Source organism: Nocardioides marmoraquaticus, from assembly GCF_054777915.1.
The window spans coordinates 1-22,453 of the sequence record NZ_BAAHAA010000005.1 but is presented as its reverse complement, the minus strand read 5'-3'; the positions used below and the strand labels follow the sequence as shown (position 1 = coordinate 22,453).

The 22,453-nt window shown below is 73.7% G+C and carries 23 protein-coding genes and 1 tRNA gene; 12 read left to right on the top strand and 12 right to left on the bottom strand.

The features are described from left to right. The first annotated feature begins 182 nt into the window (after window positions 1-182). A complete protein-coding gene (locus ACYU8I_RS05075) occupies window positions 183-1,130 on the top strand; it encodes a DUF389 domain-containing protein (RefSeq protein WP_460838150.1) in 948 nt (315 codons plus the stop codon). A 153-nt stretch (window positions 1,131-1,283) separates the two neighbouring features. Here ACYU8I_RS05075 and ACYU8I_RS05070 read toward each other — a convergent pair whose 3' ends face one another. The 3 genes from ACYU8I_RS05070 to ACYU8I_RS05060 form a co-directional block, all read right to left on the bottom strand. Continuing rightward, on the bottom strand, window positions 1,284-2,672 hold the full coding sequence (locus ACYU8I_RS05070) for a pyridine nucleotide-disulfide oxidoreductase (RefSeq protein ID WP_460838148.1): 1,389 nt from the start codon (window positions 2,670-2,672) through the stop codon (window positions 1,284-1,286). 119 nt (window positions 2,673-2,791) lie between these two features. After that, on the bottom strand, window positions 2,792-3,277 hold the full coding sequence (locus tag ACYU8I_RS05065; protein WP_460838147.1) for an NUDIX hydrolase: 486 nt from the start codon (window positions 3,275-3,277) through the stop codon (window positions 2,792-2,794). 76 nt (window positions 3,278-3,353) lie between these two features. After that, a tRNA-Met gene (locus tag ACYU8I_RS05060) sits at window positions 3,354-3,427 on the bottom strand. 105 nt (window positions 3,428-3,532) lie between these two features. Here ACYU8I_RS05060 and ACYU8I_RS05055 point away from each other — a divergent pair. Together ACYU8I_RS05055 and ACYU8I_RS05050 are read left to right on the top strand one after the other, a co-directional pair. Next, window positions 3,533-4,033 (top strand): thioesterase family protein, encoded by a 501-nt coding sequence (locus ACYU8I_RS05055; RefSeq protein WP_460838145.1) that lies wholly within the window; start codon window positions 3,533-3,535, stop codon window positions 4,031-4,033. Further along, a complete protein-coding gene (locus ACYU8I_RS05050; protein ID WP_460838143.1) occupies window positions 4,030-5,583 on the top strand; it encodes an adenylate/guanylate cyclase domain-containing protein in 1,554 nt (517 codons plus the stop codon). The genes ACYU8I_RS05055 and ACYU8I_RS05050 overlap by 4 nt, the downstream gene beginning before the upstream one ends. Before the next feature lie 193 nt (window positions 5,584-5,776). Here ACYU8I_RS05050 and ACYU8I_RS05045 read toward each other — a convergent pair whose 3' ends face one another. The 5 genes from ACYU8I_RS05045 to ACYU8I_RS05025 form a co-directional block, all read right to left on the bottom strand. Beyond that, window positions 5,777-8,848 carry a UPF0182 family membrane protein gene (locus ACYU8I_RS05045; protein WP_460838141.1) on the bottom strand — a complete coding sequence of 1,024 codons (3,072 nt, stop codon included), beginning with the start codon at window positions 8,846-8,848 and terminating at the stop codon, window positions 5,777-5,779. Beyond that, entirely contained in the window at window positions 8,841-9,410 is a 570-nt protein-coding gene (locus ACYU8I_RS05040; RefSeq protein ID WP_460838139.1) for a PPA1309 family protein, read from the bottom strand. The genes ACYU8I_RS05045 and ACYU8I_RS05040 overlap by 8 nt, the downstream gene beginning before the upstream one ends. After that, on the bottom strand, window positions 9,407-10,573 hold the full coding sequence (locus ACYU8I_RS05035) for a YlbL family protein (protein WP_460838136.1): 1,167 nt from the start codon (window positions 10,571-10,573) through the stop codon (window positions 9,407-9,409). The genes ACYU8I_RS05040 and ACYU8I_RS05035 overlap by 4 nt, the downstream gene beginning before the upstream one ends. Before the next feature lie 59 nt (window positions 10,574-10,632). Then, window positions 10,633-10,881 (bottom strand): hypothetical protein, encoded by a 249-nt coding sequence (locus tag ACYU8I_RS05030; protein ID WP_460838491.1) that lies wholly within the window; start codon window positions 10,879-10,881, stop codon window positions 10,633-10,635. Between the two features lie 89 nt (window positions 10,882-10,970). Further along, the gene (locus tag ACYU8I_RS05025; protein WP_460838134.1) at window positions 10,971-11,411 is read right to left on the bottom strand and encodes a molybdenum cofactor biosynthesis protein MoaE; all 441 of its coding nucleotides are present in this window, start codon (window positions 11,409-11,411) and stop codon (window positions 10,971-10,973) included. 91 nt (window positions 11,412-11,502) lie between these two features. Between ACYU8I_RS05025 and ACYU8I_RS05020 the strand changes: the two genes are divergently transcribed. Together ACYU8I_RS05020 and ACYU8I_RS05015 are read left to right on the top strand one after the other, a co-directional pair. Continuing rightward, window positions 11,503-12,894 (top strand): zinc-dependent metalloprotease, encoded by a 1,392-nt coding sequence (locus tag ACYU8I_RS05020; protein WP_460838132.1) that lies wholly within the window; start codon window positions 11,503-11,505, stop codon window positions 12,892-12,894. Next, window positions 12,891-13,427, top strand: coding sequence for an NUDIX hydrolase (locus ACYU8I_RS05015; protein WP_460838130.1), 537 nt, complete (start codon window positions 12,891-12,893; stop codon window positions 13,425-13,427). The genes ACYU8I_RS05020 and ACYU8I_RS05015 overlap by 4 nt, the downstream gene beginning before the upstream one ends. On the opposite strand, the gene ACYU8I_RS05010 is transcribed toward ACYU8I_RS05015, so the two are convergent. Then, window positions 13,424-13,999 (bottom strand): M48 metallopeptidase family protein, encoded by a 576-nt coding sequence (locus ACYU8I_RS05010; RefSeq protein ID WP_460838128.1) that lies wholly within the window; start codon window positions 13,997-13,999, stop codon window positions 13,424-13,426. The genes ACYU8I_RS05015 and ACYU8I_RS05010 overlap by 4 nt on opposite strands. Then, complete coding sequence (locus ACYU8I_RS05005; RefSeq protein WP_460838127.1) at window positions 13,960-15,048, bottom strand: PHP domain-containing protein; 1,089 nt, start codon at window positions 15,046-15,048, stop codon at window positions 13,960-13,962. The genes ACYU8I_RS05010 and ACYU8I_RS05005 overlap by 40 nt, the downstream gene beginning before the upstream one ends. A 450-nt stretch (window positions 15,049-15,498) precedes the next feature. Here ACYU8I_RS05005 and kaiC point away from each other — a divergent pair, with 450 nt between their 5' ends. The 4 genes from kaiC to ACYU8I_RS04985 are packed head-to-tail and all read left to right on the top strand — an operon-like array spanning window position 15,499 to window position 18,675. Continuing rightward, window positions 15,499-17,196 (top strand): circadian clock protein KaiC, encoded by a 1,698-nt coding sequence (gene kaiC, locus ACYU8I_RS05000; protein WP_460838125.1) that lies wholly within the window; start codon window positions 15,499-15,501, stop codon window positions 17,194-17,196. After that, window positions 17,193-17,516 carry a circadian clock KaiB family protein gene (locus ACYU8I_RS04995; protein WP_460838122.1) on the top strand — a complete coding sequence of 108 codons (324 nt, stop codon included), beginning with the start codon at window positions 17,193-17,195 and terminating at the stop codon, window positions 17,514-17,516. Before kaiC ends, ACYU8I_RS04995 begins: the two co-directional genes overlap by 4 nt. Further along, window positions 17,513-18,274, top strand: coding sequence for a PAS domain-containing protein (locus tag ACYU8I_RS04990; RefSeq protein WP_460838120.1), 762 nt, complete (start codon window positions 17,513-17,515; stop codon window positions 18,272-18,274). Before ACYU8I_RS04995 ends, ACYU8I_RS04990 begins: the two co-directional genes overlap by 4 nt. Continuing rightward, window positions 18,271-18,675, top strand: coding sequence for a response regulator transcription factor (locus tag ACYU8I_RS04985; RefSeq protein WP_460838118.1), 405 nt, complete (start codon window positions 18,271-18,273; stop codon window positions 18,673-18,675). Before ACYU8I_RS04990 ends, ACYU8I_RS04985 begins: the two co-directional genes overlap by 4 nt. Before the next feature lie 12 nt (window positions 18,676-18,687). Here the strand turns inward: ACYU8I_RS04985 and ACYU8I_RS04980 are convergent, their stop codons facing one another. Further along, window positions 18,688-19,509, bottom strand: a complete 822-nt coding sequence (locus tag ACYU8I_RS04980; protein ID WP_460838116.1) for an enoyl-CoA hydratase/isomerase family protein — start codon at window positions 19,507-19,509, stop codon at window positions 18,688-18,690. Between the two features lie 134 nt (window positions 19,510-19,643). On the opposite strand from ACYU8I_RS04980, the gene ACYU8I_RS04975 reads away from it, so the two are divergent. From ACYU8I_RS04975 to ACYU8I_RS04965, 3 genes are all read left to right on the top strand, one after another. Continuing rightward, window positions 19,644-19,802, top strand: coding sequence for a DUF5679 domain-containing protein (locus ACYU8I_RS04975; protein ID WP_460838115.1), 159 nt, complete (start codon window positions 19,644-19,646; stop codon window positions 19,800-19,802). A 61-nt stretch (window positions 19,803-19,863) separates the two neighbouring features. Then, window positions 19,864-20,763 carry a hypothetical protein gene (locus tag ACYU8I_RS04970; protein WP_460838112.1) on the top strand — a complete coding sequence of 300 codons (900 nt, stop codon included), beginning with the start codon at window positions 19,864-19,866 and terminating at the stop codon, window positions 20,761-20,763. Then, on the top strand, window positions 20,760-22,091 hold the full coding sequence (locus tag ACYU8I_RS04965; protein ID WP_460838109.1) for an ABC1 kinase family protein: 1,332 nt from the start codon (window positions 20,760-20,762) through the stop codon (window positions 22,089-22,091). The genes ACYU8I_RS04970 and ACYU8I_RS04965 overlap by 4 nt, the downstream gene beginning before the upstream one ends. A gap of 7 nt (window positions 22,092-22,098) precedes the next feature. Here the strand turns inward: ACYU8I_RS04965 and ACYU8I_RS04960 are convergent, their stop codons facing one another. Continuing rightward, entirely contained in the window at window positions 22,099-22,266 is a 168-nt protein-coding gene (locus tag ACYU8I_RS04960; protein WP_460838107.1) for a hypothetical protein, read from the bottom strand. Window positions 22,267-22,453 lie beyond the last annotated feature (187 nt).

Genomic DNA, 22,453 nt, shown 5'->3' with positions numbered 1-22,453 from the left:
TGGCGGACGCAGCGGCACCGAGGAGCAGCGCACCGCCGAGGCTGCGCGGAGGGTGCGACGGGTGGTTCATGGCCTCAGCCTGCGTCCGCGACGGCCCGTGCACGAGAGGCCCGTCGGGATCCTAACGGGTCCTTGACGCAGAGCTTCCCGATCCTGACGGGTCCCTGCCCCACACTGGCCCCGTGCTGCACCTGCGCGTGACCGTCCCGACCGAGCTCACCGAGCCCGTGCTCGACCTGTTCACCGGCAACCCGTCGGTCAGCGCGCTCGCCGTGCTGCGCGGCGCCTCCGTCGAGCCGGTCGGCGACGTGGTGCTCGCCGACGTCGCCCGCGAGGGAGTGGACCCGTTGGTCGACGCCCTCGACGAGCTGGGCGTGCCGGAGTGCGGCACCCTCCACGTCGACCCGGTGACGACCTGGGTGTCGCGGCAGGGCCTCGCCGCCGAGAGGATCACGCCGGGCGCGAGCGCCGACGCGGTGGTGTGGGCCGAGGTCACGCAGCGGGCCTACGAGGAGACCGAGCTCAACTGGACCTACCTCGCCTTCATGACGATGGCGACGCTGCTCGCGGCGGTCGCCATCGTGCTGGACTCCCAGATCCTCGTCATCGGGGCGATGGTCGTCGGCCCCGAGTTCGTCGCGGTGGCGGCGCTGGGCCTCGCGCTCGTACGCCGCCGCCCCGCGCTGCTCGGCTACGCCGTGCGGACCCTGGTCGTCGGGTTCGCGGTGGCCATCTCGCTCGTCGCCGTGCTGAGCGCAGCGGCCAGGGCGCTCGGGTGGGTGGTGCTCGACGACCTCACCACCGGGCGCACCGGCACCGCGTTCGTGTACACCCCCGACAAGTGGTCCTTCATCGTGGCACTCGTGGCCGGCGCCGCCGGTGTGCTCTCGCTGACCTCGTCGAAGGTGGGTGGGCTCTCCGGTGTCTTCATCTCGGTCACCACCGTCCCCGCCGCCGGCAACATCGCGCTCGCGATCCCGTTCGGCGTCTGGCACGAGGTGGCCGGCAGCAGCCTGCAGCTGGTGGTCAACGTCGTCGGCATGGCGCTCGCCGGCTGGACTGTGCTCGCGCTGCAGCAGGCGGTCTGGACGCGGCGCATCCACCGCCGCCCGGCGCCGCAGCCGACGTGAGCGCCTGCAGCCGCTTTCCGAGACCGACGGTCCGTTACTCGTCGGTACAGACCAGGTCACCGCGCGATTCGGCGACGCCGCGACCGGTTGGTTGAATCCGTGCAGCGGACGCTCCGGGCACCCCCCGTACCGGAGCGTCCGTCCCGAGCGTCGTCAGCGCGACGACCCGACCAGGGCGGCGAGCCGCTCGACCCCGGGGCCGACGCTGGCCGCCAGCCGCCCGAGCACCTCGTCGAGCTCGGGCGAGGCAGGCTGGCCGGGCGGCACGCGGGAGGGGTTGATCGCGACACGATCGGCCCAGGCCTTGATGTCGGGCTCGGCGTTGTAGGCCGTTGTCGCGCGCATCCCCAGCACGTTCATCCGCGCCCAGTCGGCCAGGGAGTTGCCGAACGACGACGGCGGGCAGAGCCGGTTCTTGGTGGCGTCGTCGTGGCGGGTGGCCTCGACGTAGCCGACGAGGCCCGCGGCGAAGCACGGGAAGCCCGCGCGGACCGGTTGCAGCGTGATCGCCTGCTCGCCCCAGACAGGGACCCGTCGGCGGTTCCTCAGGCCGTCGGCCGCGCAGCTGACCACCAGGGCGTCCGGGCCGGTGCCGACCGAGCCGTCGTCGAGCTCGAGCCGGTCGCGCCCGGCACGGCGCACGCGGCCGCGTCGTACGACGTCGCCGACCTGCCGCAGCCGCTCGAGCTCCCAGCGTCCCAGGGTCGGTGCCTTGGCCATGGTCGGCGTGACGCCGTCGTCGATGCGGAGCATGATCCCGGCGTCCTCCAGGGCCAGGAAGAGCCGGTCGAGGTCGTCGGCCTCGCCCGCGAGCCGCATCATCTCCGCGACCATGCCGAGGTAGACGACGGGGTCGGGCTGCACGACGGCCCGGTCGAGCATCCAGGGGTCGCGCGGCCGCACCCAGGTGATCCGGTCGGGGTCGATCCCCCGCCCGACCTCGGGGTCGGTCAGCCAGACGATGGCGTCGGTGGCGGTCTTGCCGGAGCCGACCACGACGTAGCGGCGCGGGTCGTCGTCAACGTCGGGCAGCTCCCCGACCGGCACGACGCGGGCACCGTCGACCGCGAAGGGCGGCGGCACCTCCGCGGGCACCTCGGGGGCGAGGTAGCGCGCGTCGACCACCCGGCAGCGCTCCGGCACCGCGATCCGCTCGCCCGTCGCGCGCGAGACGACCGTGCGGCCCTCGACCTCGTGGCCGGCCAGCAGCTCCGCCCGGCCGGTGGCGCGCAGCTGCGCGAGCACCTGGTCGTAGTAGGCGAGGATCGTGACGCGGTCGGCGCGCTCGTGCAGGCCCGCCTCGGGTCCGGCCTGCTGCACCCGCCCGCCGCCCAGCACCGTCGACTGCACGCCGTAGAACTGGGAGGCCTGGTGCAGCCGCACGAAGGGGTACGCCGCCCGCCAGTGCCCACCCGGACCCTCGCGGCGGTCGACCAGCACCACCCGCGCCTCCGGGTCGAGCTCGACCAGCGCGTCGACGAACCCCATCCCCATCGCGCCCGCGCCGACGACCAGGTAGTCGGCCTCGATCGTGCTGCTCACGCCCCGAAGTCAAGCACGTCGCTCGACATAGCCGGGCCTATGGTCGAGCACCCCCTAGCTCCGGTGGTCGAGGGCCCTCGCTCCGGTGGTCGAGCCTGTCGAGACCACCGGCCCCTCGCTCACCCCGTGACGAATCGCGTCGCGACCTCGTCGGCCAGCGCCGCCGCGACCCGCTCGCGCATGTGAGCGGCGACCGGCGGGTCGAGCTCGTCGAAGGCGTCCGGGGCGCACCAGCGCACGGCGACCGACTCGTCGTCGCCCACCCGCGCCTCGCCCCCGACCCACGTGCACGCGAAGGTGAGGTCGAGGTAGACCGACCGGTCGCCGTTCGGATACGTCACCTCGTCGGTCACCCCCACCCGCGACAGCCGGTCGACGGTGATCTCGACCCCCGCCTCCTCGCGGGCCTCCCGCACCGCCGCGACCGCCGGCTCCTCCCCGGGGTCGACGATCCCGGTCACCGGCGTCCACGCCCCGTTGTCGGAGCGCTTCACCAGCAGCACCTCTCCGCCCTCCCGCGTGATGACCGCGGTCACCCCCGGCAGCCACAGCAGGTCGTGCCCGATGCGGGCGCGCAGGTCGGCGACGAAGTCGGGGACAGCCATGCCGCGACGCTAACGGCCGCGCCGCGCCGCGAAGCACGAAGGCCCTCGCCGTGGTGGCGAGGGCCTTCGGATCTTGTAGCGGGGGCAGGATTTGAACCTGCGACCTCTGGGTTATGAGCCCAGCGAGCTACCGAGCTGCTCCACCCCGCGTCGGTGAACCCCACGTTACCGCCCGGTGCGGGAGCGGGCCAAATCGGGGGGCCACACCCCGCGAACCGGGACGATCGCGACGCCGGACCCGTCATGATGTGGTCCGTGCGTGCCCTCCCCAGCTACGAGGAGGCCCTGGCGTTGCCGTCGGGGCCGCGGCTGCGCGTCCCCGCCGAGCGTGTCGACACCAACGGCCACCTCAACGTGCGCCACTACCTCGGCACCTTCGACGACGCCGAGTGGACGCTCTTCGAGGACCTCGGGCTCGCGGCCGACGGCGCGGGGGGTGGCAACGTCTTCGCGCTGGAGCAGTACCTCACCTACCGCCGCGAGGTGCTCGTCGGCGCCGAGGTGTCGGTGCACCTGCGGGTGGTCGGTCGCGACGAGCGGATGCTGCACCTCGTGACCTACCTGCTCGACCACGGCGAGCGCCGCGTCGCTGCCAGCCTCGAGGGGCTGGAGGCGTACGTCGACCACGGCACCCGCCGCATGGCGGCCTTCCCCGACGACGTCGCCGCCGCACTCAACCGGTGGGCGAGCGAGCACGCCGCGCTGGCGTGGTCGCCGGAGCTGAGCGGTGCGATGGGCCTGCGAGGGGCGAGGTGAGCGCGGCCGACGCGAAGCCGGCGTACGGCTCGGTGCTGCTCGGTCCCGCCGAGCAGCGGCCGCGCCGCCTGCGCGTGCGGATCCAGCTGCTGCTGACGGTGCTGCTGGTCAGCACCAACCTCATCGGCGCGGGCGTGGTCTTCGTGCTGTCGGCGCTCGTCATCCCCGGTCCGGCCGCGACCGTCGGCACCGTCGTCTCGCTGTCGATCGCTGTGCCCGTCTACATCGCGGTGGCGGTCGCGATCGGCGTCGTGGTCGGCACGTACGGCGCGCTGCGGCCGCTGCGATGGGCCACCCGCGACGAGGAGCCCACGCAGGAGCAGCGCGAGCAGGCGCTCGGCGTCCCGTGGTTCCTCACCAAGGTGCAGGCGACGCTGTGGGGCATCGCGGTCGTCCTGTTCACCGGGCTCGCCCTCGCCGTGCAGCCCGCGCGAGCGCTGAGCACCGCCTTCACCGTCGGCATCGCCTCGGTGGTCGTGACGGCCATCGCGTTCCTGTTCAGCGAGTTCGTGCTGCGCCCGATCGCGGCGCGGGCGCTCTCGGGCGGCGAGCGCGTGCGCGCGAGCCGGCTCGGCGTACGACGCCGCACGATGTTGTTCTGGGGCCTCGGCACCGGCGCCCCCGTCATCGGTCTCATCGTGGTGTCGCTGCTCGCGCTGACCGGCATCGAGACCGACCTGACCCGCACCCGGCTGGCCGTGATCATCCTCGTGCTCGGCACCGTGATCCTCGTCTTCGGCGCCCTCGTGACCTGGCTCAACGCCCGCGCCGTCGTCGCCCCGATCCTCGCCGTCAGCGAGGCGATGCAGGAGGTCGAGCGGGGAACGCTGGAGCGCGAGGTGCAGGTGTACGACGGCTCCGAGCTCGGCCAGCTGCAGGCCGGGTTCAACCAGATGGTCAGCGGCCTGCGCGAGCGCGAGCACCTGCGCGACATCTTCGGTCGCCACGTCGGCCGCGACGTCGCCGAGGCGGCCTCCCGCGGCGAGGTCGAGCTCGGCGGCGAGACCCGCGAGGTCAGCGTGCTCTTCATCGACATCGTCGGCTCCACCACCATCGCCAACGAGCAGGACCCCGCCGACGTCGTCGACCTGCTCAACCGCTTCTTCGGCGTCGTCGTCTCCGAGGTCGCCGAGCGCGAGGGGCTGGTCAACAAGTTCATCGGTGACGCCGCGCTGGCGGTCTTCGGCGCCCCCGTCGAGATGCCCGACCACGCCACCCGCGCCCTCGCCGCCGCCCGCGCCATGGCCGCCCGACTCGCCGAGGAGGTGCCCGAGGTCGCCGCCGGCATCGGCGTCTCGACCGGCGAGGCCGTCGCCGGCAACGTCGGCGAGGAGAGCCGCTTCGAGTACACCGTCATCGGCGACGCCGTGAACGCCGCCGCCCGGCTCACCGAGCTCGCCAAGGACGCCCCCGGCAAGGTCCTCGTCGCCATGGCGTCCGTCGAGGCCGCCGACGCCGACGAGGCCGCCCACTGGACCCGCCACGGCTCCGTCACCCTCCGTGGCCGCAGCAGCGAGACCGAGACCGCCGTGCTCGCCGACGCCGACTGAGGCGCCACCCGGGCTTTTCGAACGAAACGCACCCACTCGGCGACTTTCCGACCGACCCGCTCCTCCAGACACGGCGTGTCGGGAGCGTTTCGTTCGAAAGGCGCGAGCCGGGCACCGGGCGCCGCCACCCGCCGTACGACGACGGGCCCGGCACGAGGCGTGCCGGGCCCGTCGTCACGAGCAGTCGGGGAGGTCAGCCGCCGGAGGCGTCGCCCCCGCCGTTTCCGGAGCCGCCCCCGGAGCCGGCCCCGGAGCCGCCCCCGGAGCCGGCGGCCGAGCCGCCACCGCCGGCGGTGCCGCCGGCCTGGAGGGCGCGGTCGACCAGGGCACGGGCCTCGTCGACGGCCTGGGCGTAGCCGTTGAGGTCGCCGTCCTCCAGGGCCTGCTGGGCCTCGGCGAACCTCTGGTCGGCCTGCTGCAGCAGACGCAGCGCACCCACCGGCAGCGGCTCACCCGGGTCGGCCGGGGTCTCGCCGCCGGAGTCACCGCCGCTGTCGCCGCCGTCGTCGTCGGGGGCGGGGGTGTCGCTGCCGGACGACCCGAGCACGTCCTCGAGCGCCGCGGCCAGGTTGGTGCCGATGCCGACCTCGTCACCGAACGACGCCACGACGTAGCGCAGCAGCGGGTAGGCGCCGTCGCCACCGGAGCGGACGGTGTAGAGCGGCTGCACGTAGAGCAGGCCGCCGCCGACCGGGAGCGTGAGCAGGTTGCCGTACTCGACCTCGGCGTTGCCCTGGATGAAGGGGCGCAGCGCCGTCGCGACCTTGGGCTCGTTGTTGAACTGGTTGGCGATCTGCGACGGACCCGGCACCTGGGTGTTGCTCGGCAGCCGCAGGATCTCGAACTGCCCGTAGGTGTCTGGGTCGGAGGCGTCCGCGCCGACCGACATGAACGCCGCGAGGTTCTGGCGGTTGTTGGGCGTGTAGACCGACGTCAGGGAGAACGTCGGGTCGTCCTGGCCCTGGCGCGTGACCGAGAGCCGGTACGGCGGCTGCTTGTTCGTCGAGCGCGCCTCCACCGGGTTGGACGGGACGGCCCAGGCGTCGCTGGCCTCGTAGAACGTGCGCGGGTCGAGCACGTGGTAGCGGGCGAGGATCTCGCGCTGCACCTTGTAGAGGTCCTGCGGGTAGCGCATGTGCGCGAGCAGCTCCTCGGGGATGTCGGAGCGCGGCTCGACGACGCCGGGGAAGGCCTTCGCCCAGGTCTGCAGTACCGGGTCGGACTCGTCCCACTCGTAGAGGGTCACGGTGCCGTCGTAGGCGTCGACGGTCGCCTTGACCGCGTTGCGCATGTAGTTGATCTGGTCGGTCGGCAGCGTGGCGAACTGGGTCTGCGGGTTGATGGCGTCGCTGGTCATGTCCTGCAGCGAGTTCTTCTCGGCCTGCGGGTACTTGTCGCTGACCGTGTAGCCGTCGAGCACCCACACCATCCGGCCGTCGACGACGGTCGGCAGCGCGTCGGAGTCGACAGTCAGCCACGGGGCGACCTTCTGCACCCGCTCGCGGGGGCTGCGGTCGTAGAGGATCTTGCTGTTCTCGTTGACGCGTGACGACAGCACGATGTTGGCGTCGCCGAACTTCACCGCGTAGAGCAGCTTGTTGAAGATGTTGCCCACGCCGACGCCGTCGGCGCCGTCGTAGGTGTTGGTGGTGCCCTCGTCGGTGTCGGTGCCACCGGTCGGGATGTCGAGCTCGATGTCGCTGTCGGAGCCCTCGGGCTGGCCGACGATGGAGTACTCCGGCGAGTTCTCGCCGAAGTAGATGCGCGCCTGGTAGGAGCCGTCGGGCTGCTTCTCGCTGATGGCGCCGCGGGGCGGGAGGTCCTCCTCGGCCCACACCGGCGCACCGTCGGCGTCGTTGGTCTCGTCGGCGGCCGCGCTCTGGTTACCGTAGGCGCCGATCAGGCCGTAGCCGTGGGTGTAGACGGTGCGGAGGTTGGACCAGGTCTGCTGGCTCTCCGGCAGGCCCGACTGGTCGAGCTCGCGGGCCGCCACGACGACGTCGCGCTGCTGGCCGTCGAGCTCGTAGCGGTCGACGTCGAGCACCTCGGGCACGCTGTAGTAGCCGCGCACCTGCTGCAGCTGCTGGAAGGTGCGCGAGACCAGCTCGGGGTCGACCAGTCGGACGCCCTCGGTCGCGGCGGGGTTCTCCTCGACCTCCTGCGCGGTGAGGTCGGTGCTGGCGTCGTACGACGTCGTCTCGGTCTCGGCGACCCCGAACGCGTCCCGGGTCGCCCTGATGTTCTCCCCGATGTAGGTGCGCTCGCGGTCGGGCTCGCTCGGGCGGACCTGGAAGCGCTGCATCAGCCCCGGCCACACCGCACCCAGCAGCACGGCGGAGACGACGAACAGTGCCAGGCCGACGCTGGGCAGCAGCCAGGTGCGGCGCAGCACGTTGACGAAGAACAGCACCGCGCAGATGATCACGACGAACATCAAGATGGTCTTGCCCGGCAGCACCGCGTTGTCGCGGGTGTAGGTCATGCCGGTGACGATCCCGCCGGTCTGCGAGGTCAGGTCGAAGCGGTCGAGGTAGTAGTCGGCGCCCTTGAGCAGCAGGAACAGACCGGCGAGCACCGACACGTGCGCGACGGCGGCGGGGGTGAACTTGTCGCCGCTCTGCAGCCGGATGCCGCCGTAGAGGTAGTGCACGACGACGGCGAGGGCGGCCGCGATGAAGACCGCGGTCATCGAGAAGTCGACCAGGAAGTGCAGCCACGGCAGGTCGAAGACGAAGAAGCCGATGTCGCGGCCGAAGAACGGGTCGGCCCGGTCGAAGTCGGTGCCGTTGCGCCACAGCAGGTAGGTGCGCCACGTGCCCGTCGCGGAGATGCCGGCGAAGATGCCGAAGACCAGCGAGACGCCCACCAGCAGCCAGCGGCGCAGCGGGGTGACCACCTCGCGGTAGCGCTCGAGGTTGGCCTGCTCGGGCGAGGCCGGGCGGAACAACGGTCGGAACCGGAAGGCCAACCAGAGGTTGAGCCCGACGACGAGCGCCATCAGCAGCCCGAAGGCCACGAAGAGACCGACGCGGGTCCACAGCAGCGTGCTGAACACCGAGCCGTAGCCGAGGCTGTTGAACCACAGCCGGTCGGTCCAGATGCCGGCGAAGATCGAGAAGGCGACCACGAGGCCGGCCACGACCACGATGGTCAGCGCGAGCGGCCCCGGGCGGCGGGGGCCGGGCGGCCGGGGGGCGGTCTGCGGTCGACCCGAGCGCCCGTCACCCCCGCTGCCGGACGGCTGGTCGGCGAAGAAGTCACTCATCGGGATCGGTGGGGCCTTCCGGCTCGGGGACGAACGTGGTGTGGAGGAGGTCGAGCAGCGACGGGACGAGGTCGGCACCGCTCATGACCATGGTGTCGTCGTCGTGGGCGCGCTGGCGGATGGCGCACCAGCTCTCGCCGGTGCGGAGCACCCCCGCGACCACGCGCGCCTCCTCGCGGTCGGGGTGCTCGGCCGCCCAGCGGGCGGCGCTCTCGGGGTCGTCGGGCACGGCCCCGGCGGCCCGGTCGGGAGGCACGGTCGTGGCCTCGACGACGACGGCGCAGCCGGCGACCTCGTCGGGCCAGGCGATGGTCGGCAGCAGCTCCTCGAGGCTGTCGACCGCCGCCTCCTGCTCGACGGGGGTCAGCCCGGCGGCGTCGGCGTCGTCGACACCGAGCACCGCGGCCAGCTGCGGCTCGCGGCGCAGCAGGTCGGCGGTCTCGACGAGCGCGAACACCTGGGCGGGCCGGTCCCAGCCTGCGGCGGCGGCGTGCCGCTCGACCTCCAGCACGGAGGTGCGCAGCTGGTCGGCCGCACTCTCGGGAGAGGGAGAGGTGGTCACGTGGCTCCTCCTGGCTCGCACGAGGGCAGGTCGGCGTCGGGGTCGGCGACCCAGCCCTCGACGTCGCTGATGGCCTGCTGCAGGGTGTCGGCGCGGACGAGGCGCATGCGGTCGGGGTCGTAGTCTCCGGTGAGCGCCTCGGCGCAGTTGTCACCGGGGACGAGGAAGAGCCGGGCGCCGTCGTCCTGGGCCCCCACGAGCTTCTGGCGGATGCCGCCGATGGGGCCGACCCGACCCTCGGTGTCGATCTCGCCGGTGCCGGCGATGACCTTGCCGCCGGTCAGCGAGCCGGGTGTCAGCACGTCGTAGATGCCCAGGGCGAACATCATCCCGGCCGACGGGCCGCCGATGTTCTCGCCGAGGTTGAGGCTCACGTCGACCGGGAAGTCGTAGCAGCAGGGCGAGATCCCGACGAGGACGGCGCTGCCCTCCTGGCCGCCCGGGGCGGCCACGGTCGTGATGCGCTCGCGCTCGGTCTCGCCGTCGCGCCGCACGGTGACCTCGACCTGCGACCCCACCGGCCGCGAGCGCACGGCGTCGATCAGCCCCTGTGTGGACGTCACCGGCTCCCCGTCGACACGGAGCACGCGGTCACCGGGCTCCAGGCGGCCGGCCGAGGGGCCGTCGGGGTCGACCTGCGAGACGCCGACGCCGGAGGTGAACCGGATGTCGAGGGCGTCGAGCGCCGCGGCGACGGCGTTCTCCTGCGAGCCGCTCATCTGGGCGGCGGACTGCTCCCGCACGCTCGAGCGGGTGTCCTGCGGCTGGTAGACGGCGTCGTACGGCAGCACGTCGATGGTCGGGTCGATCCACGCCCGCAGCAGGGAGACGAGGTCGACCCGGTTGCCCGGGCCGCTCGGGACCACCGTGACCAGGCGCAGTGCGCCCTCGTCACGGTAGGACCGGCGCCCCTCGACCTCGATGATGGGCTCGTCGCCGGAGTCGCCGAGCACGTTGACGGTCGGCCCGGGCGAGAAGGTGACGTACGGGACCGGCTGGCGCAGCGCCTGCCACCCGGTCAGCGCGAGCAGCACCACGGCGAGCAGCACGGCGACGGTCCAGCTCGACGCGCCGAGGCGCCGACGTCGACGAGGGCCGGGGCTCGGCTGCGCCGCCTGGCCGTCCGCGGGGACGCCAGGGTGACGCTCCGTCCCGCCGATCATGGCGTCACCTTCTCATCCGGCCCCAACCCCGGTCCGCGAGGTGCCGGCGCGGAGGCGGATCAGGCCGAGCGACGCTCGTCGCCCGGCAGCGGTCGCTGGCTGGGGCGCACGGCGATGCCGGTGCTGCGGTCCGGCGGGCGCGTCGTCGTACGTCGCGCGCCCTGCGGCAGGTCGCGGCCCAGGGCCTGCGCCATCCGGGCCTGGGCGGCCTCGGAGCGGTCGGGCGCCTCGTCGCGGGACCGGCCGTACCAGCTGACCCAGAGCATGGCGCCGAGCGTCACCAGCGCCGGGGGCAGCCACCACAGCATGATCTCCACGCGCCCATGGTGACCTCTGTCGGGCCGGCAACCGGGCAGGACACGCGCCGGGCAGCACCGGGACGACGATCGTGACGGCCTCAGGGGGTGCCGACCCACTCCTCGCGACCGTCGTCGAAGACCTGGTGCTTCCACACGGGCACCTGGGCCTTGAGCCGATCGATCAGGGCGCGGGAGGCGTCGTAGGCCTGGCCGCGGTGCGCCGCCGAGGCTGCGACCAGCACCGCGGTGTCGCCGATGGCCAGCCGCCCGACCCGGTGCACCGCCGCGACGGCGACGAGGTCGAAGTCGGCGACGACGCCCTCGGCGACCTCGCGGAGCCGGTCGATCGCGGTGGGGTGGGCGGAGTAGTCGAGGTGGGAGACCGCCTCGCCGCCGTCGTGGTCGCGCACGACCCCCACGAACAGGTTGACCCCGCCCGCGTGCGGGTCGGCCACGCTGGCGAGCACCTCTGCCGGGTCGAGCGGCGTCTCGCGCAGGTCGAGCAGCCGCACGGCGGGAGCAGGGGTGTCGTCGGCCACGCGGCCAGGCTAGGCCGTGACGGCGCGGGGCGTCAGAACCTGAGCCGGGTCGGCTCAGGTCCGGTTCAGGGATCGCGGCTACCGTGGTGCCATGAGCAACACTCCCGGCGGACCCGGCGACCAGCCCGGTGACAACCCCTTCAAGGGCACCCCGTTCGAGCAGATCTTCAACGCCATGGGCGGCCTCGGTGGTCTGGGGGGCGCCGCGGGCCAGGGCGGGCAGATGCCCGACCTGTCGTCGCTGATGGCCCAGGTGCAGGCGATGATGGCGCCCTACGACGGCCCCGTGAACTGGACCCTCGCCACCGACGTCGCCCGGCGCACCTGCGCCCAGCAGCCCGACCCGAGCCCCGACGCCGCCGACCGCGCCCGCGTCGCCGACGTGGTCCGGCTCGCCGACCACTGGCTCGACACCGCCACCGTGCTGCCCTCGGGCGTCACGCAGGCCGCGGCCTGGAGCCGCGCCGAGTGGATCGAGAAGACCACCGACGTCTGGCGCACCCTCGTGGAGCCCGTTGCCGAGCACGTCGTCGGGGCGATGGGCAACGCCCTGCCCGAGGAGGCCAAGGCGATGGCCGGGCCGCTGATCGGCATGCTCGGCAAGGCCGGCGGTGCGATGTTCGGCAGCCAGGTCGGCGGTGCCCTCGGCGGGCTCGCCGGCGAGGTGCTGAGCGCGAGCGACATCGGGCTGCCCCTCGGTCCCGCCGGCACCGCCGCGCTGCTGCCCGCCAACGTCAAGGTGTTCGCGAGCGGGCTCGACGTCACCGAGGACGACGTGCTGCTCTACCTCGCACTGCGCGAGGCCGCCCACCAGCGGCTGTTCGCGCACGTGCCCTGGCTGCGCCAGCACCTCATCTCGGCCGTCGAGGACTTCGGCCGGGGCGTGACCATCGACGTGTCCGGCATCGAGCAGGCCATGGGCAACCTCGACCCGTCCAACATGGAGGCCATCCAGGAGGCCCTGCAGGGCGGGCTGTTCGAGCCGCAGCAGACGCCGCAGCAGCAGGCGGCGCTGGCGCGCCTCGAGACGATCCTGGCGCTGGTCGAGGGCTGGGTCGACGAGGTCGTCGGCCTCGCGACCGCCGAGCGGATGCCCGCCGCGGGCAGGATGCAGGAGGCGATCCGTCGCCGCCGCGCGGCCGGTGGCCCCGCCGAGGAGACCTTCGCCGCGCTGGTCGGCCTCGAGCTGCGGCCCCGGCGGCTGCGCGACGCCTCCACGCTGTGGGGCTCGCTGCGCACCCGGCAGGGCCAGGAGGCACGCGACGCGGTCTGGGCGCACCCCGACCTGCTGCCCACCGCGGCCGACCTCGACGACCCGCTCGGCTTCCGCGAGCACATGGGCGAGGTGCCCGAGATCTCCGACGAGGACTTCGACCGCGAGCTCGGCAAGCTGCTGGGCGAGGTGCCCGGTGACGACACCGCTGACGACCAGGGCGACGAGACCGGTGAGGGCGGCACGACCAGCGACACCGACGGTCGGTGAGCCTGCACGACCGGTCGCGGACGCTGCTCGCGGGCTGGCACGCGCCCGGCCCGGAGCAGGAAGCACTGCGAGCGGCGTACGTCGCCCACCTCGACGCGCACCCCGACGGCACCTGGCGCTCCTGCGTCCCGGCCCACCTGACGGCGAGCACGCTGGTGCTCTCCCCCGACGGCGGCCAGGTGCTGCTGCAGCTGCACGCCAAGGCCCGGCGCTGGTTCCAGCTCGGCGGCCACCTCGAGCCCGGTGACGCGTCGCTCGCGGCCGCGGCGCTGCGGGAGGCCACCGAGGAGTCCGGTCTCGGCGGGCTCGCGCTCGACCCGGAGCCGGTGCAGCTGTCGCGGCACGAGGTGGGGTTCTGCTCCCCCGACGGTCCGGTCGACCACCTCGACGTCCGCTTCGTCGCCCGGGCCGCCGGCGAGGTGGTGCCGGTGGTCAACGAGGAGTCGCTCGCGCTGCGCTGGTGGCCGGCCGACGACCTGCCGACGGACGACCCCGACGTGCTCGAGCTCGTCGACCTCGCGCGCGCCCGCTAGTCGACCGCGCCCTGCGCCTCGCGCTCGGCGTGGCTGACGCCGTCGAGGAAGCCCTGGGCCCGCTCGGCGCGCGGGTAGCCGTTGACCAGGGCCCAGAAGTCGGCCCCGTGGTCGGGGTGCACCAGGTGGGCCAGCTCGTGGACGAGCACGTAGTCCTGCACCCACGTCGGCATGGTGCGCAGCCGGTCGCTGAGCCGGATCTCACCGGTGCCGGAGGTGCACGACCCCCAGCGGGTGGTCATGGTGGCGACCCAGCGCACCGAGGTCGGACGGACGCCGGCGGGCAGGTACGCCGCTGCCAACCGGTCGGCACGCGCGTCGAGGTCGGCGTCGGTGCGTCGTCGGCGGCGCTCCGAGCGCTCGAGCCGCTCCAGCATCCGCTCGACCCACCGCTCCTCCTCGGCGCGGCTCAGCCGCGCGGGCAGCAGCACGACGACGCGACCGTCCTTGCGGTAGGCCGAGACGGTGCGCTTGCGGCGGGCGGAGCGGCGTACCTCCACCTCGGGACGACCGGCCGCCGTGGCGTCGCCGCTCACGGCGTCGCCCAGGCGAGCAGCCGCTCGCGCGGCCACGTGTTGACGATGCGGTCGGGGTCGAGACCGACCTCCTCGGCGCGGGCGCACCCGTAGACCTGGAAGTCGAGCTGGCCGGGGGCGTGGGCGTCGCTGTCGATCGAGAACAGGCAGCCCATGTCGACCGCCAGCCGCAGCAGGTCGGTCGGGGGGTCGCGGCGCTCGGGCCGGGCGTTGACCTCGACGGCGGTGCCGCTGTCGACGCACGCCGCGAAGACGGCCTCGGCGTCGAACTCGGACTGCCGCCGCGTGCCGCGGTTGCCGGTGACGAGGCGGCCGGTGCAGTGCCCGAGGACGTTGGTCAGGGGGTGGCGCACGGCGTTGACCATGCGTCGGGTCATCGGCCCCGCGTCCATGGCGAGCTTGGAGTGCACCGACGCGACGCGCACGTCGAGGCGCGCCAGCATCTCGTCGGTCTGGTCGAGGCTGCCGTCGTCGAGGATGTCGACCTCGATGCCCTTCAGCAGCCGGAACCCGTCGGTGCCCGCGCTCGCGCCGAGGTGCTCGTTGACGGCGTCCACGACGTCGAGCTGGCGGGCCAGGCGCGCGGCGGACAGGCCGTTGGCCACCCGGAGCCGGGGCGAGTGGTCGGTCAGCACGAGGTAGTCGTGGCCGAGCTCGAGCGCGGTGAAGGCCATCTCCTCGATCGGCGAGCCGCCGTCGGACCAGTCGCTGTGGCTGTGCAGGTCGCCGCGCAGGGCGGCCCGCACCCGCTCGCCGCCCTCGACCAGCGGCCCGCCCACCTCGCGCTCCAGCTTCGCCAGTCGCGCCGGGACCTCGCCCCGCACCGCTGCCTCGATCACCTCCGCGGTCGACGCGCCGATGCCGGGCAGCTCCCGCAGGGTGCCCGCCGCCACCCGCTCGGCCAGCTCGTCACCGAGCGGCAGCACCGTCGCGGCCGCGCTCCGGAACGCCTTGACCTTGTAGGTCTCCGCGCGGCTGCGCTCGAGCAGGAAGGCGATGCGACGCAGGGCCGCCACGGGACCGAGGGCGGTCTCGGACCCGGGCGACGGTGACGACGACGGCGGCGACGACGACGGAGGGGGCACGGGGTCAGTCTGCTCCGCCGGACCGACAGCCACACGGGGCGGCGTCGCGTCCACAGCCGGGCGTCGTCGCTCCACAGGGCCGCACCCCTGCGTCCACAGCCGTCCCCAACCTCGTCCACAGGGTCGTCCACAGCCGGTGCACGACGAGCGACGTCGACGGGACCTGGCCGGTGGTCCGACGGGACGGGTGGTCCAGGTCGCGTGGTCCAGGTCGGGTGGTCCAGGTCGGGCCGACCTGCGCATTGACCCGCACGGCGCTGGCCCCTAGCGTTCGGGCCACAGGGGCTCCCGACGGTCACCGCCGCATTCGCAAGGGGAAGGCAAGTGCGCTGGTGGCCTCGGGAGCCCCGACTGGTTTTCTCGGGCGCGTCTCGTTATTCGCCCCCGCGGGTGCGCAGTCGTTGGCAGACTCCGCCGTGCAGGATGTGCTTCGAGCGAAGGATGTGACGCGTGACCGGCTCCGTGCAGGGAGTGGCACCGCTGGAGAAGGCGCCGACCGGCATCACCGGGTTCGACGACGTCACCCGCGGCGGACTACCGCGCGGCCGACCGACGCTGGTGGCCGGCTCGGCCGGCGCCGGCAAGACGCTGTTCGGCATCGAGTTCCTGGTGCGGGGCGCGCTCGACCACGGCGAGCCGGGCGTCCTGCTCGCCTTCGAGGAGCTGGCCCCCGACATCGCCACCAACGTCGCCTCGCTCGGCTACGACCTGCCGACGATGGAGGCCGACGGCCTGCTCGTCATCGACGCCTTCGAGCTCGACCCGGCCGACTTCGTCGAGGCCGGCCAGTACGACCTCGAAGGTCTCTTCCTGAGGCTGCAGCTGGCCGTCGACTCCATCGGCGCCAAACGCGTCGTGCTCGACACCCTCGAGGTGCTCTTCGCCGCCCTGCCCAGCACGGCCGTGGTGCGCAGCGAGCTGACCCGGCTCTTCCGGTGGCTCAAGGAGCGCGAGCTCACCGTCGTCATCACCGGCGAGCGCGGCGGCGCCGCCGACCAGCTGACCCGCATCGGCATCGAGGAGTTCGTCTCCGACTGCGTGGTCGTGCTCGACCACCGCGTCGACAACGGCAGCTCGACCCGACGCCTGCGCATCACCAAGTACCGCGGCTCGCTGCACGGCACCGACGAGTACCCCTTCCTCATCACCGACCGGGGCATCAGCGTGCTGCCGCTGTCGACCCTGGGCCTCGACTACGAGGCGTCCGACGACCGCATCTCGACGGGCGTGCCGGCCCTCGACGAGATGCTCGGCGGCGGCTTCTTCCGCGGCACCTCGTGCCTCATCAGCGGCTCCGCAGGCACCGGCAAGAGCAGCATCGGCGCCTCGATCGCCGTGGCCTCCTGCCAGTCGGGCGAGGCGGCCCTGCTGATCTCCTTCGAGGAGTCGCCCCGCCAGATGGTGCGCAACATGCGCTCCATCGGCCTCGACCTGCAGCACTGGATCGACGCGGGGCTGCTCCACATCCACTCGGTGCGCGCCACGGCCTTCGGCCTCGAGGAGCACCTCTCGCAGCTGCACCGGCTCGTCGACGAGCACGAGCCCCGCCTCGTGGTCCTCGACGCCGTCGTCAGCCTGCAGCACAGTGGCGGCACCGACGGCGAGCTGACCTCGGTGCTCGCCCGCGACATCGACCTGCTCAAGAGCCGCGGCATCACCGGCGTCATGACGCTGCTCGGCGGGGGTGACTCCACCGGCGAGCTCGGGATGTCGTCGCTGGTCGACAGCTGGCTGCTGCTGCGCAACCACGAGAGCAACGGCGAGCGCAACCGGCTGATGTTCGTCATCAAGAGCCGCGGCACCGCGCACTCCAACCAGGTGCGCGAGTTCGTGCTGGGCTCCGACGGGCCGCAGCTCGTCGACGTGCTCGTCGGGCCCGAGGGCGTCCTGACCGGCTCTGCCCGCGAGGAGCACCTCGCGAAGACGGAGGCGGCTCGCGTCGCCGAGCAGGAGGAGACCCACCGACGCCGGCGCGCGCTGGCACGTCGTACGTCGGCCCTGCGGGCGCAGATCGAGGCGCTGCAGGCCGAGCTCCAGTCGGAGCACGACGAGCTCTCCGAGCTCGAGCAGGCGGAGCACGCCGCCGCCAGCGCCCGCGCCCACGACCGCCGCGAGCAGGCCGACCGGCGCACCCAGGGGGCGCCGTGACGAGCGAGCCCTCCGCCAGTCCCGCGGGCGCCGGCTCCACCGAGTACGAGCTGCGGCTCTACGTCGCCGGTCAGTCGCCCCGGTCCGTGCGCGCCATCGAGAACCTCCGCCGCGTGTGCGACGAGCACCTGCCCGACCGCTACCGCGTCCACGTCATCGACCTGCTCGCCGACCCGGCCGCCGCCCGTCGCGACGGCATCGTGGCCGTGCCCACGCTCGTGCGCACCCTGCCCGACCCGGTCCGCAAGATCATCGGCGACCTCTCCGACACCGAGAAGGTGCTCGTCGGCCTGCAGCTCACCCCGGGCGGCGGGGCGTGAGCGACGAGACCGACGACCTCGCGGTCGAGGAGCTGCAGGCGCTGGTCACCGACCTGCGGCGTGCCCTCGCCGAGGTGGGCGGCGGGCTCGACGCGCTGGTCGTGGGCGACCCCGCCGACGACGGCAGCACCGAGGTCTACACCCTTGCCTCGGCCGACCGCCCCTACCGGGTCATCGTCGAGAGCATGGGTGAGGGCGCGCTGACCGTGTCCGAGCAGGGCGTCGTGCTCTACGCCAACCCCCGGATCGCGCAGGTGCTCGGCTCCTCGCCGACCGACATGGTCGGGCGCGACCTCGTCGACTTCGTGCCCGTGGACCAGCTCCCGGTGCTGACGCAGGTGCTCGGCGCCCGGGGCGAGACGGCCCGGCGGGGCGAGATCCTGCTGCCCGCTGCCGACGGTGCCAGCACGCCGTACCTCGTCACCGCCACCGACGTCGAGGGCGGCGAGGTCGAGCTGCGCTGCGTCGTGTTCACCGACCTGACGATGCAGAAGACCCTCGAGGGCCGCATCGCCGACGAGGCCGCCCGCAGCGAGCGGCAGCAGGTCGCGATCGAGGTCAACGACACCATCGTGCAGGGCCTCGTCGCCGCCGAGATGGCGATGGACCTCCAGCAGTTCGACTTCGCCCGCCGCGTCGTCAGCCGCACCAGCGAGCACGCCCGGCAGTGGATCGGCCAGCTGTCGTCCGACGGCAACCTCCGCGCCGGCGAGGCCCTGCGGAGCCATCCCGCCCGCGTCGGGGAGGAGACCCCGTGACCACCGCCACCGACGACCTCGCCGTGCTGGTGGTCGACGACTCCGACGACCTGCGCGCGTTGATCACCATGGTGCTCAAGCGCGCCGCCAGCGGCTGGCGGGTCGTCAGCACCGCCGCCGAGGGCCGCCAGGCCGTCGACGAGGCCCGCGAGCACCAGCCCGACCTCGTGCTGCTCGACATCGCGATGCCGGTGATGGACGGCATGGAGGCCCTGCCGCTCATCCGCGAGGCCGCGCCGGAGGCGACCGTCGTCATGCTCTCCGGGTTCCCCTTCGAGACGGCAGGGCGCGGTGCGCTGGCGGCCGGAGCGCACGGCTACCTGGAGAAGACCGACCTCGTCCGCAGCCTGGTGCCGCGTCTCGAGGAGATCCTGCTCGAGCAGCGCGGCGCGTCCGACTGACCCGGCCGGTGCCTACCGGCCGGTGAAGCGCGGCGTACGCCGCTCGCGCGAGGCCGCGATGCCCTCCTGCAGGTCGTCGGTGGCGAGCGTGACCGGCTGCGCCAGCGCCTCCCACTGCAGGCACGCCTCGAGGTCGCGGTGGCCCTCGCGCAGCGCCAGCGTGGTGTAGCGGCTCGGCACCGGTGCGGTGGCTGCGACCTGCTCGGCGATCGAGAGCACCTCGTCCTGCAGGGCGTCGGCGGCGTACGCCCGCGTGGCGAGCCCGATGCGCACCGACTCCTCGGCGTCGACCACCCGACCGGTGAGCAGCAGCTCGCGGGCCACCGCCGGCCCGACGACGTCGGGCAGCAGGTGGGTCGCGGCCATGCCGGGGTTCATGCCGAGGCGCACGAAGGGCGCACCGAGCCGCGCGCCCTCACCGACGTAGCGCAGGTCGCACGCCAGCGCGAGGCACAGCCCGGCTCCGATGGCGGGCCCGTTGACCGCGGCGATGGTCGGCACCTCGAGGGAGCGGACCGACAGCCAGGCCCGGTAGAACGCCATCATCCGCGTGCGCAGCGCGTCGACGGGGGCGTCGGGCTCGCTCGCGATCCAGCTCGTGTCGCCGCCCGAGCAGAAGGCGGGGCCCTCGCCGGTGACGACCACGACCCGCACGGACCGGTCGTCGCGCAGCCCCGCGACCGTCTCGACCCAGGCCGACGTCATCGCCGCCGACATCGCGTTGCGCTGGCCCGGGTTGTCGAGCACGAGCCGGACCACGCCGTCGGCGGGTCGCTCGACGCGCAGGTGGGTCTCGGGGGCGGCAGCGGGCTCGGTCGGCGGCTGGGTCGGCATGGCCGGAGGCTACCGGCCGGTCACCACGGCGCCCGTGGAGGTACGGCGCTTCCTCGGCGGTCCGGGCGCCCCGGTGGACTAGCCTCGCGAGCAGCCCGGGTCCCCGGGCACCACCTGCGACCGAGGAGTCGACGATGTCCGAGACCTGGAGCGGCGAGTTCTACTGCGTCAAGTGCAAGGACAAGCGCGAGGCCGACGGCGAGGTCAAGGTCAACGACAAGGGCACCCGCATGGCCAAGGCCGTGTGTCCCGTCTGCGGCACCAACCTCAACCGCATCCTCGGCAAGGCCTGACCCCGGCGGAGCCTGTGGACGACGTCGGCGAGCGAGGTCGACGCCGCCTACCGTGACGGCCGTGTCCTCGGCCCGTCGCGCTCCCCTCGTCGATCCCGCGCCCGTGCGTCTCGCCCCCGGCCTCCGGGTGGTGCGGCGCGGTCGTGACCTGCTCCAGGTCGGCCTGCACCCCGAGCGCCGGCTGGTGCTGCCGCGCCGGCCCGGCACCGAGCGCCTTCTCGAGCAGCTGGGCGCGGAGCTCGACGACGACGGCGCCGGCGCCGGCGATGCCGCCCCCGCGGCGCCCGCACCGTTGCTCGACCGGCTCGCCGAGCGCGGCCTGCTCGTGCCGAGCGAGCCCCCGCCCGCGACGCGGCTGGGCCTGCGCACCTCGCCACCCGACGCCTCCTGGCCCGTCGAGCTCGACCCGCTGCTCGACGGACCCTCACCCCCGCTCCGGCGGGTGCCGAGCCGTCCCGACGCGGTGCTCGTGCTGGGGCTCGGCGAGCCCGACCGGACCGTCCTCGACCCCCTGGTGCGCGACGGGGTGCCGCACCTGGTGCTGACGCTGGTCGACGGCGGCGCCCGGCTCGGTCCGCTCGTCGTGCCGGGACGCACCGCCTGCCTGCGCTGCGTCGACGCCCACCTCACGACCGACGACCCCGACCACCTCGCCGTGCTGACCCGCTACGCGGCGGCCTCGCGCGCAGCCCGGCCCGACGACACCGACCCGGTGCTCGCCGGCCTGGTGACCAGCTGGGCGTTGCGCGACCTCGCGCTGCTGCAGCGAGGCGAACGCCGACCGGCGACGTGGTCGGCGACCCTCACCTGGCACCCCCGCTCCGGCACCCCGGTCACCCGCACCTGGCTGCGCCACCCGGGCTGCGGGTGCGGCTGGGCGGCGTACGACGAGCCGGGCGACGAGACGGGTGGGCCGACCCGCGCATCCGGTGCCCGCCCGTCGGGCACCATGGAGGCATGACCGAGCTGCCGCGCCGCGCCGCGCGTCGTACGGCACGGCTCGCCGCGCTTCCTCTGGGCTACGCCGGCCGGCAGGCGCTCGGCCTCGGCAAGCGCCTCGGTGGCGCACCGGCCGAAGCGGTGCTGAGCGAGGTGCAGCTGCGCACCGCCGAGCAGCTGTTCCGCACCCTGGGCGAGCTCAAGGGCGGGGCGATGAAGTTCGGCCAGGCGATGTCGATCTTCGAGGCCGCGCTGCCCGAGGAGCTGGCAGCGCCGTACCGCGAGCAGCTGACCCGGCTGCAGGACTCCGCACCGCCCATGCCGACCATCACGGTGCGCGAGATCCTGGGCCGTGAGCTGGGCCACGACTGGCGGCAGCGGCTCGTCGAGCTCGACCCGGTGCCTGCCGCGGCCGCCTCGATCGGCCAGGTGCACAAGGGCCGGTGGGTCGACGGGCGCGAGGTCGCCGTCAAGGTGCAGTACCCCGGCTCCGCCGAGGCGATGGCCTCCGACCTGCGGCAGCTCTCCCGCGTGGCGCGGGGTCTCGGCCCCCTCGCACCCGGCCTCGACGTCAAGCGGCTCGTCGAGGAGGTGCGCGAGCGCGCCCTCGAGGAGCTCGACTACGAGCTCGAGGCCGAGGCGCAGCGCGTGTTCGCCGCCGAGTACGCCGACGACGACACCATCGTGGTGCCCGACGTGGTCGCCACGTCCGGCACGGTGCTCGTCACCGAGTGGATGGACAGCCGCGCGTCGCTGGCCCACGTCATCCGTGACGGCACCCAGGCCGAGCGCGACCACTACGGCACGTTGATGGTCCGCTTCGCCCTCGACGCCCCGCGCCGCACCGGCCTGCTGCACGCCGACCCGCACCCCGGCAACTTCCGGCTCGTCGACGGTGACGACGGGTCGCTGGGGCGCCTCGGCGTGCTCGACTACGGCGCCGTCGCCCGGCTCCCCGAGGGCGGGCTCCCCCGCTCGATCGGCTCGCTGGTGCGCATCGCGCTGACCGACGACTACGACGACTTCGTGGCCGCGCTGCGCGCCGAGGGCTTCATCCGCGACAAGGTCCGCATCGACCCGCAGGCCGTGCGCACCTACCTCGGCCCCTTCATCGACCCTGCCGGGCACGAGGAGTTCACCTTCTCCCGCGAGTGGATGCAGGAGCAGTTCCAGCGGGTCAACGACCCCCGCAGCGACGCCTACGCCACCATGGTCCGCCTCAACCTGCCACCGTCGTACATGCTCATCCACCGCACCTTCGCCGGAGCCGTCGGCGTGCTGAGCCAGCTCGGTGCCACAGTGCCGTTCCGGCGGATCCTGGAGGAGTCGCTGCCCGGCTTCGCCGACTGATCGACGGTCACCACCACGCCGAGTCGAGCTTGCCCTCCATCGAGCGCAGGTGGGTGCGCGAGCAGGTGTCGCAGAAGCGGCGCAGGGCGCCGTCCTCGATCGCGGTCGTCCACGTCAGCGGCGGCACCTCGTCCGGCGCCGTCGCGCCGCAGAAGTCGCACACCACGGGATCCACCGGTCCACGGTAGCCCCGCGGCGCCGCGTCGGTCCCGGGACGCAGCACGACCCCGGCAGGACGACGTCCTGCCGGGGCCGTGCTTTCTCGGACGACCTGGCGTCGGCGCTCAGAGCGCGCGTGCCAGCGCGACGCGCGCGCGGGCAGCGGCGCGCTCGGACCGCGCGGCGGCACGCTCGGCGCGCTG

Bases quoted from the DNA above. Each gene is read 5' to 3' on its own strand.
- ACYU8I_RS05065 (WP_460838147.1), bottom strand. From the start codon at position 3,277: ATGGCTGTCCCCGACTTCGTCGCCGACCTGCGCGCCCGCATCGGGCAC.
- ACYU8I_RS05045 (WP_460838141.1), bottom strand. From the start codon at position 8,848: ATGAGTGACTTCTTCGCCGACCAGCCGTCCGGCAGCGGGGGTGACGGG.
- ACYU8I_RS05035 (WP_460838136.1), bottom strand. From the start codon at position 10,573: ATGATCGGCGGGACGGAGCGTCACCCTGGCGTCCCCGCGGACGGCCAG.
- ACYU8I_RS05030 (WP_460838491.1), bottom strand. From the start codon at position 10,881: ATGCTGTGGTGGCTGCCCCCGGCGCTGGTGACGCTCGGCGCCATGCTC.
- ACYU8I_RS05020 (WP_460838132.1), top strand. From the start codon at position 11,503: ATGAGCAACACTCCCGGCGGACCCGGCGACCAGCCCGGTGACAACCCC.
- ACYU8I_RS04980 (WP_460838116.1), bottom strand. From the start codon at position 19,509: ATGCCGACCCAGCCGCCGACCGAGCCCGCTGCCGCCCCCGAGACCCAC.
- ACYU8I_RS04975 (WP_460838115.1), top strand. From the start codon at position 19,644: ATGTCCGAGACCTGGAGCGGCGAGTTCTACTGCGTCAAGTGCAAGGAC.
- ACYU8I_RS04965 (WP_460838109.1), top strand. From the start codon at position 20,760: ATGACCGAGCTGCCGCGCCGCGCCGCGCGTCGTACGGCACGGCTCGCC.